Origin of the sequence: Rhabdaerophilum calidifontis, assembly GCF_008641065.1 — a bacterium.
GTDB classification, from domain to species: Bacteria; Pseudomonadota; Alphaproteobacteria; order Rhizobiales; family Beijerinckiaceae; genus Rhabdaerophilum; species Rhabdaerophilum calidifontis.
Map to the genome: position 1 here is coordinate 602554 of NZ_VTRS01000001.1, position 14779 is coordinate 617332.

Below are 14779 nucleotides of genomic sequence, written 5' to 3' on the forward strand. Positions count from 1 at the left end.
TGCACGGCGCCGATAGGCCGGCCGCCGGGCGCAGCGGGTGGAACGGAAATGTCGAGCATAAAAATTGTTATAGTATAACAGGCGCGGCATCGCAAGCGCCGGGCGCCGCAAACCGCGGGCTTACTCGTAGATCGGTTCCGCCTTGAGCGCGCCGCGGATGAAGCGGTAGGTGAGATAGATCCCGATGGCGAGGCAGACCACGACGAGGCCGGCCGTGAATTCCTGTCCCCAGCCCGAGAGTCCGCCGAGCGCCCAGCCGAGCGCCAGCGCGGCGGCGATGATCTCGGTGCCGACGAGGATCGCCGCACAGGTGATCGCGACGAAATTGGCGCGGTTGAAACGTTTCTCGGCCATGGGTGCTCCGTTCGCTGATCCGGCATGGCGCCGGAGCCGCGCAGCGCTATAACGATTTTCGTCGTTTCGCAATCGGCCCGGCGACGGGCCGCCGCCGCTCCGGGCCCACCATGACCGAAACCCGCATCTTCTCCCGCGCCGCCGTCGCCGCCCCGCATCACCTTGCGGCGGAAGCCGGCCGGGCCATTCTCGCCGAGGGCGGCAATGCCATCGAGGCGATGGTCGCGATGGCCGCGGCGGTGGCCGTCGTCTATCCGCATATGAACGCGCTCGGTGGTGACGGATTCTGGCTGATCCGGACCCCGGACGGCGTGGTCCGCGCCATCGAGGCCTGCGGGCCGGCCGGCGCGCGCGCGACCATCGCCCTCTATCGCGAGAAGGGGTATGAGCGCATCCCCGTGCGCGGGCGCGATGCGGCGCTGACGGTGGCGGGCGCGGTGGGCGGCTGGATCCGGGCGCTCGAACTCGCGGCCGGGCTCGGCGGGCGGGTGCCGCTGCGCGATCTTCTCGCCGAGGCCACCCGGCTTGCGCGCGAAGGTGCGCCGGTCAGCCGCAGCGAGGGGCGCTATTCGGTGAAGGAACGCGTGGAGCTTCTCGCCGTTCCGGGCTTCGCGGCGCATTTCATGGGCGAGGGCGGAGCCCAGCCGGAAGCGGGGTCGCTCCGTCGCCAGCCGGCACTGGCGGGAACATTGGCGCAACTCGCGCATGCCGGGCTCGAGGATTTCTACCGCGGCGATATCGGCCGCGAGATCGCCGCCGATCTCGACCGCGCCGGCGCGCCGGTGAACCGCGCGGATCTCGAAAGCTATGCCGCGCGCTGGCGCACGCCGCTCTCGGCGCGGATCGGCGGGGCGGCGCTCCACAATTGCCCGCCTCCGAGCCAGGGGCTCGCCTCCCTGCTGCTGCACGGCATTTTCGACCGCCTCGACGCGCCGAAAGCCGAGAGCCTGGCGCATCTGCACGGGCTCGTCGAGGCGGCGAAGCGCGCCTATGCCATCCGCGACCGGATCGTGACCGATTTCGACCGGATGATCGCCGAGCCCGCCGCCTTTCTCACCCCGGAGCGGCTCGCGCGCGAGGCCGGGGCGGTGGCGATGGATCGCGCGGCCGAATGGCCGTTCGCGGCGGCCGAGGGCGACACGATCTGGATGGGGGCGATCGATGCCTCGGGGCTCGCCGTGTCGTTCATCCAGTCGCTCTACTGGGAATACGGGTCCGGCCTGGTGCTGCCGGCAACCGGCATCCTGTGGCAGAATCGCGGCATCGCCTTCTCGCTCGATCCGGGGGCGCTCAACCCGCTGGAGCCGGGGCGGCGGCCGTTCCACACGCTCAACTGCCCGCTCGCGGTGTTTGATGACGGGCGGATCGCAAGTTATGGCGCGATGGGCGGCGACGGGCAGCCGCAATTCCAGGCCCAGGTCTTCTTCCGCGCCATCCGCTACGGCCTTTCCGTGGCCGAGGCGCTGGATCGGCCGCGCTTCCTGTTCGGCCGGACCTGGGGCTCGGATTCCGCGACCCTGAAGCTCGAGAACCGCGTCGATCCAGCACTTGCTGCGGCGCTCGAACGGATCGGTCACCGGGTCGAGATCATCGACCGGCCCTATGCCGACATGTTCGGCCATGCCGGCATGCTGATCCGTGATGCGCGTGGGCGGATCGAGGCCGGGCACGATCCGCGCTCGGATGGCGGCGCGGCCGGGCTCTGACCCCTGGTCAATTGCCGGCGGCGATCGCCCCGAGGAACAGCGCCGCGCCGAGCGCGGCGAGCGCCAGCCCGGCGAGAAATTCCAGAACCACCGAGAGGCGGAACCGGCGGCCGCCCCGCGAGATGGCGTTGAGCGCCAGCAGCTTCGCCTTCACCGCCAGCAGCGCGAACAGGCTGGTGCCGAGCGCGGTGCCGAGCGCCATCGCCGCGACGGAAAGGGCGCCGGCCAGGAACAGCCCCTTCGCAAGCGCGAAAACGAGCAGGATCACCGCGCCGGTGCAGGGGCGGATACCGGCGCCGATCGCCGTCAGCACGAGGTCCCGTCGCGAGGCGCGTGCCAGCCGGGCGGGATCCGCGCCGTGGAGATGACCGCAATCCGGCCCGCAGCTGGCGGCCTGCACGCGCGCCGGCGCGAGCAGGGCGCGGCCCTTGCGGAAGGCGATCCAGAGCCCCATCGCCGCCAGGAGCAGGAAGCCCGCCTGCTCGATGGCGGTACCGGAGCGGGCGAGTGTCGCGGCGTCGCTGCGCATCAGCCCGGACACGATGCCGACAATGCCGATCGCGATCAGCGCCTGCACGCCGGCAGCGGCGAAGGCGAGCGCGATGCCGCGGCGCATCGCGGTCTCGTTGGCGACGAGATAGCTCGCGATCACCGCCTTGCCGTGGCCGGGGCCGACCGCATGCAGCACGCCATAGCTGAAGGCGAGCCCGACAAGGCTTAAGAGCGCGCGCGGATCGGTCGCGACGGCGGCGATCGCGGCGCTCAGCGCGCGGTGAAAGGCTGCCTGTTGCATCAGCAGCCAGGCGACAAGGCCATCCGCCGGCGGTGCGGCGGGGCCCGGCGGTGCGCCGACGCCGAACGGATTGCCCTGTGCCAGGGCGGTGGCCATGCCCGCCGCGAGGCAAGCCAGGATGAGCGGCGGAAGACGCATGCGCGCCGCGATCACTGGCAGGTGAAGCGGACCGGGATCGCCCATTCCGCCTGTCCGCCGGGCTGGAGCGACTGGAAGAAGCTCTCGCTCAGCTGCGACAGCCGCTGGGTCACCGCGGCGCTCGGCGGCTTGATCGAGGCGGTGCAGGCGAGCTTCCCGCCGGAGACCGTGACCGGATTCTCCCTCGCGAATTCGAAGGCGACGAAATAACTTGGATCGTAAACCTCGAGCACCGATTGCGCGATCGGCAGCGGCTGCTTCTCCACCGGCAGCGTGAAATGCAGCGTCAGCGCCTTGCCGTCATGCTCGAGCCAGTAATCGCGCGGCGGGGCGAAGGCCGAATTGGTCTTGCCCTTCTTGAGAAAGCTGAAGAAGCCGTATTCGCTGAGCGATTCCACGTTCACCTTGGCGAGTTCGGCGAGTTCGGCGCGGTCGAGCCGACCGTCCTTGTTTTTGTCCATGCCTGCCGTGGCATAGGTCGAGAACGGCTCATCGAAGGTCCAGGCGTGTCGGAGCGCGGCGATGGTGCCGTCATCCCCGAGCAGCACCTCGGTCCGCACCGTCACGAAAACATGCGGGTGAGCATCGGCCGGCGCGGCTGCGGCCAGAATCCCCAGACTCGCGAGCAGAGCCGCGACATGATGGCGCATTCCTCCGGCCTCCATTCTCCCGGCCCTCCGCTTCTCCCGGCCTTCCCGCGGCCGGCGCGATGGTTCCAGCGCCGACGCTTCGCCACGTTTCACCCGGCAGCATGGCGGTAAAATGGCGATTCTATCCCGCGAATGCCAGTGAGCAGCCTGGAAGGAGTCAAAAGGGGCTGGAAATGTCAGTATTGCTGACATATACCTTGACGAAAGAAGCGCGCAGGATGGACCGGCCATCGCGGCCCGAAGCGCGACCGCTCAGGGAGAGCGCCCATGAACAGGCCCGTTCCGCTCAAGGATGTATCGCTCGAGGACAAGTATGACCTCGCCGCCGAGCAGGTCTTCCTGTCCGGCACCCAGGCCATCGTCCGCCTGCTCTTGATGCAGCAGGAGCGCGACCGCCGCGCCGGGCTCGACACGGCGGGGTTCGTCTCGGGCTATCGCGGCTCGCCGCTCGGCGGGCTCGATCAGCAGATGTTCCGGGCGGCGAAGCAGCTTGCAGCGCATCGGATCCGTTTCGAGCCGGGGCTCAACGAGGATCTCGCGGCCACGGCGTGCTGGGGCACGCAGCAGGCCGAGATGCGCGGCGAGGGTCGATATCAGGGCGTGTTCGCGCTGTGGTATGGCAAGGGGCCGGGGGTGGACCGCACCGGCGACGTGTTCCGCCACGCCAACATGGCCGGCTCCTCGAAATATGGCGGTGTGGTCTGCCTTTCGGGCGATGACCACACGGCGGAAAGCTCGACCAACGCGCATCAGACGGAATTCAATTTCGTCGATACGATGATCCCGATCCTCAACCCGGCCGGGGTGCAGGAGATTCTCGATTTCGGGCTCCATGCCTTCGCGCTCTCGCGCTATGCCGGCGTCTGGGTGGCGCTCAAGGGCGTCAAGGACAATGTCGAATCCACCGCCTCCGTCGACGGCCGGATCGACCGGGTGACGATCGCTATCCCGAACGATTTCGAGATGCCGCCGGGCGGGCTCAACATCCGCCCCAACGACAATTTCCTGGAGCAGGAGGCGCGGCTGCATGAATACAAGCGCGCCGCCGTGCTGGCCTATTTCCGCGCGAACCAGCTCGACAAGCTGATCTATGCCGGCGGCGCCCGGCCGCGCATCGGCATCATCTCGGTCGGCAAGAATTATCTCGATGTGCGTCAGGCGCTCGATTCGCTCGGCATCGACGACCGGCAGGCCGATCGTTTCGGTATCAAGCTTCTCAAGCTCGCCTCGCCCTGGCCGGTCGACCCCGATCATCTCAAGGATTTCGTGCGCGACATCGAACTGTGCATGGTCGTGGAGGAGAAGCGCAGCCTGATCGAGGTCCAGGTGCGCGAGGAGCTCTACGGCTCGGCGCATCAGCCGATCGTGATCGGCAAGAAGGACGAGGCGGGGCGCTGGCTGTTTCCGGTCAAGGGCGCGCTCGATCCGAACGAGATCGCCATCGCGCTCGGCTCGCGCATTCTCGCCTATGATCCCGATCCGGATCTCGCGGCGCGCGTCGAGCGGCTCCGTCATGCGCAGGGCGTGCTCGGCGAGACGCTCGATCTCGCGACGCGCACGCCGTATTTCTGCTCGGGATGCCCGCACAACAGCTCGACCAAGCTGCCCGAGGGCGCGCGCGGTTATGCCGGGATCGGCTGCCATTACATGGTGCAGTGGATGGATCGCGCCACGGAAGGCTTCACCCAGATGGGCGGGGAGGGCGCGAACTGGATCGGCGAGGCGCCGTTCTCGAAGCGCGGCCACATCTTCCAGAATCTCGGCGACGGTACCTACAATCATTCCGGCATCCTGGCGCTGCGCTGGGCGATCGCGGCCAAGACCAACATCACCTACAAGATCCTGTTCAACGATGCCGTCGCGATGACCGGCGGCCAGCATCACGAGGGCAATCTCACGCCGGACAGGATCGCCCGACAGGTGCGGGCGGAGGGCGTCGAGCGCATCGCGGTGGTCTCGGACGAGCCGGAGAAATACGATTCGCGCTATGTCTGGCCGGCGGGCGTGACCTTCCATCACCGCTCCGAGCTGATGACGGTGCAGAAGGAACTCGCGGAGATCCCCGGCGTCACCGTGATGATCTACGACCAGACCTGCGCGGCGGAGAAGCGCCGGCGGCGCAAGCGCGGCACCTATCCCGACCCCGACAAGCGCGTCTTCATCAACGAACTGGTCTGCGAGGGCTGCGGGGATTGCGGGAAGGCCTCGAACTGCGTTTCGGTGCAGGCGGTCGAGACCGAATTCGGGCGCAAGCGGAAGATCGACCAATCCTCCTGCAACAAGGATTTCGCCTGCGTGGACGGGTTCTGCCCGAGCTTCGTCACCGTCTCCGGCGCCACGCCGAAGCGGCTCGCCGGCTCCGCGCGCGGGCTGACGCTGCCGAAGCTCGCCGAGCCGGCGGTGCCGGATCTCGACCACGAGCCCTGGGCGGCCATCGTCACCGGTGTCGGCGGCACGGGCGTGGTGACGATCGGGGCGATCCTCGGCATGGCCGCGCATCTCGAGGGGCGCGGCTGCGGCATGATCGACATGGCGGGGCTCGCGCAGAAGGGCGGCGCGGTGTTCAGCCATATCCGGCTCGCGAAATCGCCGGAGGACATCCACGCAATCCGTGTCTCGGCCGGCATGGCCGACCTGATCCTCGGCTGCGATCTCGTGGTCTCCGGCTCGAAGAAGGTGCTGGCCAGCGTCAAGCCGGGCGCGACGCGTTTCGTGGTCAATACGGCCGAGGTCCTGCCGGGCGATTTCACCCGCAACCCGGATTATTCCTTGCCCGTGCAGCGGCTCATCCGCGGCATCACCGGAGCAGCGGGCGCGGAAAATGTCGCGTTCCTCGATGCGACGCGGATCGCCACGACGCTGTTCGGCCAATCCATCGCGGCGAACATGTTCCTTCTCGGCCATGCCTATCAGCAGGGCGCGGTGCCGCTGCATGCAGCCGCGATCGAGCGCGCGATCGAACTCAACGGCGAGGCGGTGCGGATGAACCGCGAAGCCTTCGCCTGGGGGCGTGCGGTGGCGCAGGATCCGGATCTCGCGACGCGGCTCCTCGCCGGAACCGATACCGCGCCGGGCCATCATCTCTCGGCGAGCCTCGACGAGATGATCGCGCGGCGGAGCGATTTCCTCACCGGATACCAGAACGCCGCCTATGCCGGACAGTACCGCACCTTTGTCGAAACGGTCCGCGCCGCCGAGCAGGCGGCGATGCCGGGCTCGACCCAGCTTGCCGAGGCGGTCGCCAGGGGGCTTTTCAAGCTCATGGCCTACAAGGACGAATACGAGGTGGCGCGCCTCTTCGCCGGTCCGGAGTTCCGCCGCCAGCTTGGGGAAGCCTTCGACGGCGATGCGATGCGCCTGACCTTCCATCTCGCGCCGCCGCTGCTTGCGCGGATCGACCCCGCGAGCGGCCATCCGCGCAAGATGACCTTCGGCCCCTGGATGATGCGCGCCTTCGGGCTGCTGGCGCGGCTCAAGTTCCTGCGCGGCACGGCCTTCGATCCGTTCGGGCGGACGGCGGAGCGGCGGGATGAACGCGCGCGGATCGGCCGCTACCGGGCCCGGATCGAGGGGCTGCTGCCGCGTCTCGGGCCGCATAATCTCGCCACGGCCGCCGAGATCGCCGCCCTGCCAGAACGGATCCGCGGCTTCGGCCATGTCCGGGCCGGCAACGCCGCCGAGGCGGACCGGCTGGAAGCGACGCTGCTCGCGCGTTTCGAGGCTGGCCCCGCGCCGCTGCGGACCGCCGCCGAATAGGGCGCGGTTGCATCCGCGCGCCGCCGGCGCGATATTGGGCCGCACGCGGCGACTCGCGTGCTGGAAGGCCTGCGCGACGTGATTTCACTCGACCATCTGCGCCGGATTGCCGCCTGGTCGCATGAACTCAGCGAACCGGAAGCCGAGCGCGCGCGGCGCGGCATCATCGAGAAGACCTACGCCAAGGGCGCCTTCATCTGCCATCAGGGTGACCGGTTCGAATGCTGGGCCGGGGTGGTTTCCGGGCTCATCAAGGTCGCCACGATGTCGGATTCCGGCAAGCAGGTCACGCTGGCCGGCGTGCCCGAAAGCGGCTGGTTCGGCGAAGGCAGCGTGCTCAAGCACGAGCCGCGCCGGTATGATCTCGTCGCCCTGCGCGAGAGCCGGCTGGCGCTGATGGATGCCGCCACCTTCTTCTGGCTCTACGAGCATTCGGTCGGGTTCAACCGTTTCCTCGTCTGCCAGCTCAACGAGCGCGTCGGCCATTTCATCGGCCAGGTCGAGAACGACCGGATGCTCGATGCGCCGGCCCGCGTCGCGCGGGCGCTGGCAACCATCTTCAACCCGGCGCTCTACCCCGGCGTCGGGCAATCGATCGCCATCACGCAGGAAGAGATCGGCCTGCTCTCCGGCCTATCCCGTCAGGTGACGAACCAGGCGCTGAAAATGCTCGAGGCGGCTGGCGTGCTGACGGTCGGGCGCGGCGGCGTCACGGTTCGCGACCGGACGGATCTGCTCGCCTACCGGACGCGGGATTAGGGCGCGAACCTCAAGGCGGGCCCGTGATCTGCGCCTGCATCCGGTGGGCCGGCAGCGGGGTAGATACAGCGAGCGGGACGAAATCGAGCAGGAAGACAATGCACGGCATCAAGGCGGCCGAGCAGGGGGCGAGGCGCATCAGGCTTCCGCCACCCATCATAAAGGCAGATCGTGCATTTGTCTGTCAAGACCGGGCTTGCGCATCTGCCGAACTGCTGCGAACGTCCGTGAAAATCATAACCGGTTCCGCAGGAGCCGGAGGGACGGAAACACGGGGAGTGCGCGCGTGACGGATGACGCCACCGCCAAGCTTGATACCTTTCCGAAATGGCTTGCGTATAACGCAGCCGTCCGGCCGGTCCGGCCGGCGATGCGGCACAAGGATCTCGGCATCTGGAAGGAATGGAGCTGGGCCGAGGTCAACGACATCGTGCGCGCGCTGACGCTTGGCCTCATGGCGCATGGCCTCGAACGCGGCGACAAGATCGCGATCATCGGCAGCAACCGCCCGAAACTCTACTGGTCGATCATGGCGGCGCAGATGGCCGGCGCGGTGCCGGTGCCGGTTTACGCCGACGCGGTCGCCGACGAGATGGCCTATGTGCTGGAGCATGCCGAGGTGCGCTTCGCCTGCGTGCAGGACCAGGAGCAGGTCGACAAGCTTCTTGCGATCTCCGACCGGCTCAAGACGCTGGACATGGTGTTCTACGACGAGCCGCGCGGCCTGCGCGATTACGATCACGCCCGCCTTCGGCCGATCGAGGATCTGATCAGCCAGGGCAAGGCGCAGATCCTGGCCGATCCCGATGCCGTCCGCCGGCTCGATGCGCGGATCGCCGAAGGCGGCGGCGACGATATCTCGATCATCCTCTATACGTCGGGCACGACCGGGCGCTCCAAGGGCGTGATGCTCGCGGCCGGACGCTGCGTCGCCGCGGCGCGCGACACTGTCGCCTTCGACAGGTTGACGGATCGCGATCAGATCATCGCCTATCTGCCGCTCGCCTGGGTCGGGGATCATTATCTCAACTACGCCCAGGCCATCGTCGCCGGCTGCACCATCAACTGCCCGGAGAGCCCCGAGACGGCGGTGGAGGATCGGCGCGAGATCGGCGTCACCTTCGCCTTCGCGCCGCCGAGGGTCTATGAGAGCCTGCTGACGCGGATCATGATCCGCATGGAGGATGCCGGCTGGCTGAAGCGCAGGCTGTTCCACTATTACATCGGGGTCGCGAAGCGCTGGGGCGAGAAGATCCTCGACGGCAAGCCGGTGCCCTTGCCGGCACGGCTCAATTACGCGCTCGGCCATCTGCTGATCTATGGACCGCTCAAGAACGTGCTCGGGATGACGAGCGTGCGCGTCGCCTATACCGCCGGCGAGGCGATCGGGCCGGAACTCTTCTCGTTCTACCGCTCGATCGGGCTCAACCTGAAGCAGCTCTACGGGCAGACGGAAGCGTTCCTCTACGTCACCTGCCAGACGGATACCGCCGTGCGCGCCGATTGCGTGGGCCCGGCGACGCCCAATGTCGATATCCGCATCTCGGAGAGCGGCGAGGTGCTCTACCGCTCGCCGGGCCAGTTCCTCGGCTATTTCAAGGATCCCGAGAAGACGGCCGAGGCGATGACCGAGGACGGCTATGTCCGGACCGGCGATGCCGGCTTCTTCGAGAAGGACGGCCAGCTCCGGATCATCGATCGCGCCAAGGATGTCGGTCGTTTGCGCTCCGGTGCGCTGTTCGCCCCCAAATACCTCGAAAACAAACTGAAATTCTTCCCCAATATCCGCGAGGCAGTCACCTTCGGGCAGGGGCAGGACGCGGTGACGGCGTTCATCAACATTGACCTTACCGCCATGGGCAACTGGGCCGAGCGCAACAATGTCTCCTATGGCTCCTACCAGGAATTGGCCGCGCATCCGCAGGTCTATGAGATCATCGCCGGGCATGTGGCCGAGATCAACCGCCAGCTCGCCGAGGAGCCGCTGATGGCGGGCGCGCAGATCGCCCGGTTCCTGATCCTGCACAAGGAACTCGACGCCGATGACGGCGAACTGACCCGCACGCAGAAGGTCCGCCGCGGCTTCATCGCGGAGCGATACGCGCCGCTGATCACCGCGCTCTATGACGGTTCGACCGAGGCCGCCATCTCGACCGAGGTCACCTTCGAGGACGGCCGCAAGGGCGTGATCTCGGCCCGGCTCCGCGTGATGGATGCCCGGACATTCCCGGTCCCGGCCGCGGCGCCGGCCAGGGCGGCGTGAGGGAGCCGGCATCATGCGTCAAATCCAGACCATCGAACCCGGCGCGACGCTGCTTGCGGTCGAGAACGTGTCGCTGCGCTTCGGCGGGGTGAAGGCGATCACCGACGTCTCCTTCGATATCCGCAAGGGCGAGGTGCGGGCCATCATCGGCCCCAACGGCGCCGGCAAGACCTCGATGCTCAATGTGATCAACGGGTTCTACCATCCTCAGGACGGCCGGATCACCTATCGCGGCGCGACGCGGACGAAGATGCGCCCGCATGTGGCGGCGAGCCAGGGCATCGCGCGCACCTTCCAGAATGTCGCGCTGTTCAAGGGCATGACGACGCTCGACAACATCATGATCGGGCGGACGCTGAAGATGCGCCGCTCCTTCTTCTGGCAATTGTGGCGGCACGGTCCGGCCATGGCCGAGGAGATCGAGCACCGCAAATTCGTCGAGGAGATCATCGATTTCCTGGAGATCGAGCATATCCGCAAGGTGCCGGTGGGCAAGCTGCCCTACGGTTTGCAGAAGCGCGTCGAACTCGGCCGCGCGCTGGCGATGGAGCCGGAATTGCTGCTGCTGGACGAGCCGATGGCTGGCATGAACCTCGAGGAGAAGGAGGACATGTGCCGCTTCATCCTCGACGTGAAGGAGCAATACGGCACCACGATCGCGCTGATCGAGCACGACATGGGCGTCGTCATGGACCTGTCCGACCGTGTCGTCGTGCTCGAATACGGCCGCAAGATCGCCGACGGCACACCCGATGAGGTCAAGGCCGACCAGAAGGTCATCGACGCCTATCTCGGCGTGGCGCATTGAGGGGAGGCTGCGTGATGGACATCCTCTTCAACGTCTTCGTCGATCCCTTCCTCCAGATGCGCGCCGCGCCGGATCTGCTGGTGCAGACCCTTTGGGAGGGGCTCGTCTCCGGCGTGCTCTACGCGCTGATCGCGCTCGGTTTCGTGCTGATCTTCAAGGCATCCGGCGTGTTCAACTTCGCGCAGGGCATCATGGTGGTGTTCGCGGCGCTGACGCTGGTCGGCTTCCACGAGAAGGGCGTGCCGGCCTGGCTGGCGGTGGCGTTGACGCTCGGGGTCATGGCGCTGCTCGCGATGGCGGTTGAGCGCGTGGTGCTGCGGCCGCTGGTCAACCAGCCGGACATCATCCTGTTCATGGCGACCTTCGGGCTGACCTATGTGCTGATCGGACTCGGGGAATTCATCTTCGGCGGCGAGCCGAAGCAGATGATCACCGAGGAATTGTTCATCCCGCGCGGCGCCATCGACGTGGCGGTGCTGGGCGGTCGCGTGACCTTCCAGAAGATCGACATCGCGGCAGCGCTCATCGCCTCGCTGATGATCGCCGGGCTCGCCCTGTTCTTCCAGTATACGCGCATCGGCCGGGCGCTGCGCGCGGTTGCCGACAGCCACAAGGCGGCGCTTTCGGTCGGCATCTCGCTGAACCAGATCTGGGTCATCGTCTGGTTCGCGGCCGGCATCGTCGCGCTCATCACCGGCATCATGTGGGGCGCGCGCTCGGATGTCTCCTTCGCGCTCCAGGTCATCGCGCTCAAGGCGCTGCCGGTGCTCATCCTCGGCGGCTTCACCTCGATTCCCGGCGCGATCGTCGGCGGGCTGATCATCGGCCTCGGCGAGAAGCTCGGCGAATTCTACTGGGGGCCGCTGGTCGGCGGCGGCATCGAGAACTGGGTCGCCTATGTCATCGCGCTCGCCTTCCTGATGGTGCGGCCGCAGGGCCTTTTCGGCGACAAGATCATCGAGCGGATCTGAGGGACGGAACAGCATGCTCTACCGCGAGACCGGCCAGTTCAAGAAGACCTATGCCGCGGACATGGCGGTGTTCCCGATCCTTCAGGACCGGATCGGCCTCGCCGTGATCCTCGTCGTCGCGGCGGGTTTCATCCCGGCCTTTGGGTCCAATTTCTTCCTGTCGTCGGTGATGATCCCGTTCCTCGTCTTCAGCCTCGCGGCGATGGGGCTCAACATCATCACCGGCTATACCGGGCTGATCTCGCTCGGCACCGGCGCCTTCATGGGGGTGGGCGCCTATGCCTGCTACAAGCTGACGACGGCCTTTCCCGGCGTGAACATCGTCGTGTGGATCCTGGTCTCGGGCTTCTTTTCCGCTGCCATCGGCGCGGTGTTCGGGCTGCCTTCGCTGCGGATCAAGGGCTTCTATCTCGCGGTGGCGACGCTCGCGGCGCAATTCTTCCTCGAATGGTGCTTCGTCCGCATCCCCTGGCTCTACAATTACGCCGCCTCCGGCGCGATCGAGGTTCCCACGCGGACGCTGCTCGGCATTCCGGTCACCGGTGCCACGGCGACGCCGACGACGCGCTATCTCGTCATTCTCGGGCTTGTCGTGCTGCTGACCTGGGTGGCCTCGAACATCCTGCATGGGCGGATCGGCCGCACCTTCATGGCGGTGCGCGACATGGATATCGCGGCGGAACTCATGGGCATCCGGCTGCTGCCGGCGAAGCTGATGGCCTTCGCGCTCTCCTCCTTCTATTGCGGCGTTGCCGGCGCGGTGATGATGTTCCTCTGGTATGGCGGTGGCGAGGCCAGCGACGCCTTCAACATCAATCAGAGCTTCAACATCCTGTTCATGGTGATCATCGGCGGGCTCGGCTCGCTGATCGGCTGCTTCCTCGGGGCGGCGCTCCTGAACGTGGTGCCGATCATCCTGAAATTCGGCCTCCCGGCGCTCGGCGTGCCGCTCGGCGGCGCCACCGCCGAGCATATCAACCACCTTTTCGTGGGCGGGCTGATCATCTTTTTCTTGATCGTCGAGCCGCACGGGCTCGCGCGGCTCTGGCAGATCATGAAGCAGAAGCTGCGAACCTGGCCGTTCCCCTATTGAGGCGCGGCGCAACACCATCTTGTTGCCCGGCTCCCGGGCGCGCAAGATCAACCGAACCGCCTCCCGCGAGGGGCGGACACAAGGAGGAAAGGCCGATGAAGACCAATCTGACCCTCACGGCACTTGCCGCGGCGACCTTCGCCGCGTTCGCGGTGCCGGCGGCGGCGCAGGATTCGATCTATGTCCCGCTGCTCACCTACCGCACCGGCCCTTTCGCGGGGTCGGGCATCCATATCGCCAACGGCATGCGCGACTATCTCGAGATGCTCAACCAGCGCGACGGCGGCATCGGAGGCGCGAAAATCGTCATCGAGGAATGCGAGACCGGCTACGACACCAAGAAGGGTGTCGAGTGCTATGAATCGATGAAGGGCAAGAAGCCGGTCATCGTGAACCCGTATTCGACCGGCACCACGCTCCAGCTCATTCCCAAGGCGGCGGTGGACAAGGTTCCGGTCCTGTCGATGGCCTATGGGCTCTCGGCTTCGGCGGACGGGACGAACTTCCCGTGGATCTTCAACCCGCCGGCGACCTATTGGGACGGCGCCTCGGTGTTCGTGAAGCATGTGCTCGCCACCGAGGGCGGCAACATCAAGGGCAAGACGATCGGGCTCCTGCATCTCGATGCGCCGTTCGGCAAGGAGCCGATCCCCGTGCTCGAGGCGCTCTCCAAGGAATACGGCTTCAATCTGAAGCTCTATCCGGTTCCGGCCGCGCAGATGCAGAACCAATCCTCGCAATGGCTTGCCATCCGGCGCGACCGCGTCGACTGGATCTACAACCAGGGCTGGGGGGCGATGAACCCGACGGCGGTCAAGGAAGCGATCAAGAACGGCTTCCCGATCGACAGGCTCGTCGGCGTCTGGTGGGCCGGCGGGGATGACGATGCCCGCGCGGGCGAAGCCGCCGCCAAGGGCTACAAGACGCTGAACTTCCACAATACCGGCGCCAATTTCCCGGTGATGCAAGACATTCTCAAGCATGTCCATGACAAGGGGCTGAGCCAGGGCAAGCGCGAGCAGGTCGGCGAGAATCTCTACAATCGCGGCGTCTACAACTCGATGCTGATCGCCGAGGCCGTGCGCACCGCGCAGAAGATCACCGGCAAGAAGGCGGTGACGGGCGAGGATGTCCGGCGCGGGCTCGAGGCGCTGAACCTCACCGAGGCGCGGCTCAAGGAGATCGGCATGGAAGGCTTCGCCAATCCGGTGAAGATCGCCTGCAACGATCACAACGGCCATAACCGGGTGTTCGTCTCGCAATGGGATGGCACGAAATACGTCAAGGCATCGGACTGGATGGAGCCGATCAAGAACATCGTCCGGCCGCTGATCGAGGCCGAGGCGAAGGATTACGTCGCCAAGAACACCGGCTGGCCACAGCGCACCGAGCCCTGCGAGAAGGGCGCGTAACGAAAACGACAGTCGGCAATCGGAAACGGGCAATCGGGCTCGGCCCGAACCCCGGTCAGACGATCGCCGACTGCCC

General features: G+C 66.8%; 11 protein-coding genes. 8 read left to right on the forward strand and 3 right to left on the reverse strand.

Going from position 1 to position 14779, the window contains the following annotated elements:
* Positions 1–120 precede the first annotated feature (120 nt).
* Positions 121–354, reverse strand: a complete 234-nt coding sequence (locus FWJ24_RS02905; protein WP_150286263.1) for a hypothetical protein — start codon at positions 352–354, stop codon at positions 121–123.
* Between the two features lie 110 nt (positions 355–464).
* Between FWJ24_RS02905 and FWJ24_RS02910 the strand changes: the two genes are divergently transcribed.
* Complete coding sequence (locus tag FWJ24_RS02910) at positions 465–2060, forward strand: gamma-glutamyltransferase family protein (protein WP_150286264.1); 1596 nt, start codon at positions 465–467, stop codon at positions 2058–2060.
* 7 nt (positions 2061–2067) lie between these two features.
* On the opposite strand, the gene FWJ24_RS02915 is transcribed toward FWJ24_RS02910, so the two are convergent.
* On the reverse strand, positions 2068–2949 hold the full coding sequence (locus FWJ24_RS02915) for a nickel/cobalt transporter (RefSeq protein ID WP_206110769.1): 882 nt from the start codon (positions 2947–2949) through the stop codon (positions 2068–2070).
* Positions 2950–3002: 53 nt separating this feature from the next.
* On the reverse strand, positions 3003–3641 hold the full coding sequence (locus FWJ24_RS02920; protein ID WP_150286266.1) for a DUF1007 family protein: 639 nt from the start codon (positions 3639–3641) through the stop codon (positions 3003–3005).
* A gap of 267 nt (positions 3642–3908) precedes the next feature.
* Here FWJ24_RS02920 and FWJ24_RS02925 point away from each other — a divergent pair, with 267 nt between their 5' ends.
* From FWJ24_RS02925 to FWJ24_RS02955, 7 genes are all read left to right on the forward strand, one after another.
* Entirely contained in the window at positions 3909–7397 is a 3489-nt protein-coding gene (locus tag FWJ24_RS02925) for an indolepyruvate ferredoxin oxidoreductase family protein (protein ID WP_150286267.1), read from the forward strand.
* 78 nt (positions 7398–7475) lie between these two features.
* Positions 7476–8156 carry a Crp/Fnr family transcriptional regulator gene (locus FWJ24_RS02930; RefSeq protein WP_150286638.1) on the forward strand — a complete coding sequence of 227 codons (681 nt, stop codon included), beginning with the start codon at positions 7476–7478 and terminating at the stop codon, positions 8154–8156.
* A gap of 286 nt (positions 8157–8442) precedes the next feature.
* Positions 8443–10419, forward strand: coding sequence for an AMP-binding protein (locus FWJ24_RS02935; protein ID WP_150286268.1), 1977 nt, complete (start codon positions 8443–8445; stop codon positions 10417–10419).
* 13 nt (positions 10420–10432) lie between these two features.
* Complete coding sequence (locus tag FWJ24_RS02940; RefSeq protein ID WP_150286269.1) at positions 10433–11227, forward strand: ABC transporter ATP-binding protein; 795 nt, start codon at positions 10433–10435, stop codon at positions 11225–11227.
* 14 nt (positions 11228–11241) lie between these two features.
* The gene (locus FWJ24_RS02945) at positions 11242–12198 is read left to right on the forward strand and encodes a branched-chain amino acid ABC transporter permease (protein ID WP_206110770.1); all 957 of its coding nucleotides are present in this window, start codon (positions 11242–11244) and stop codon (positions 12196–12198) included.
* 13 nt (positions 12199–12211) lie between these two features.
* Positions 12212–13291, forward strand: a complete 1080-nt coding sequence (locus FWJ24_RS02950; RefSeq protein WP_150286270.1) for a branched-chain amino acid ABC transporter permease — start codon at positions 12212–12214, stop codon at positions 13289–13291.
* A gap of 95 nt (positions 13292–13386) precedes the next feature.
* The gene (locus FWJ24_RS02955; RefSeq protein WP_150286271.1) at positions 13387–14703 is read left to right on the forward strand and encodes an ABC transporter substrate-binding protein; all 1317 of its coding nucleotides are present in this window, start codon (positions 13387–13389) and stop codon (positions 14701–14703) included.
* The last annotated feature ends 76 nt before the right edge of the window (positions 14704–14779 follow it).

Bases quoted from the DNA above. Each gene is read 5' to 3' on its own strand.
- FWJ24_RS02905 (WP_150286263.1), bottom strand. From the start codon at position 354: ATGGCCGAGAAACGTTTCAACCGCGCCAATTTCGTCGCGATCACCTGT.
- FWJ24_RS02910 (WP_150286264.1), top strand. From the start codon at position 465: ATGACCGAAACCCGCATCTTCTCCCGCGCCGCCGTCGCCGCCCCGCAT.
- FWJ24_RS02915 (WP_206110769.1), bottom strand. From the start codon at position 2,949: ATGGCCACCGCCCTGGCACAGGGCAATCCGTTCGGCGTCGGCGCACCG.
- FWJ24_RS02920 (WP_150286266.1), bottom strand. From the start codon at position 3,641: ATGCGCCATCATGTCGCGGCTCTGCTCGCGAGTCTGGGGATTCTGGCC.
- FWJ24_RS02925 (WP_150286267.1), top strand. From the start codon at position 3,909: ATGAACAGGCCCGTTCCGCTCAAGGATGTATCGCTCGAGGACAAGTAT.
- FWJ24_RS02940 (WP_150286269.1), top strand. From the start codon at position 10,433: ATGCGTCAAATCCAGACCATCGAACCCGGCGCGACGCTGCTTGCGGTC.
- FWJ24_RS02945 (WP_206110770.1), top strand. From the start codon at position 11,242: ATGGACATCCTCTTCAACGTCTTCGTCGATCCCTTCCTCCAGATGCGC.
- FWJ24_RS02950 (WP_150286270.1), top strand. From the start codon at position 12,212: ATGCTCTACCGCGAGACCGGCCAGTTCAAGAAGACCTATGCCGCGGAC.
- FWJ24_RS02955 (WP_150286271.1), top strand. From the start codon at position 13,387: ATGAAGACCAATCTGACCCTCACGGCACTTGCCGCGGCGACCTTCGCC.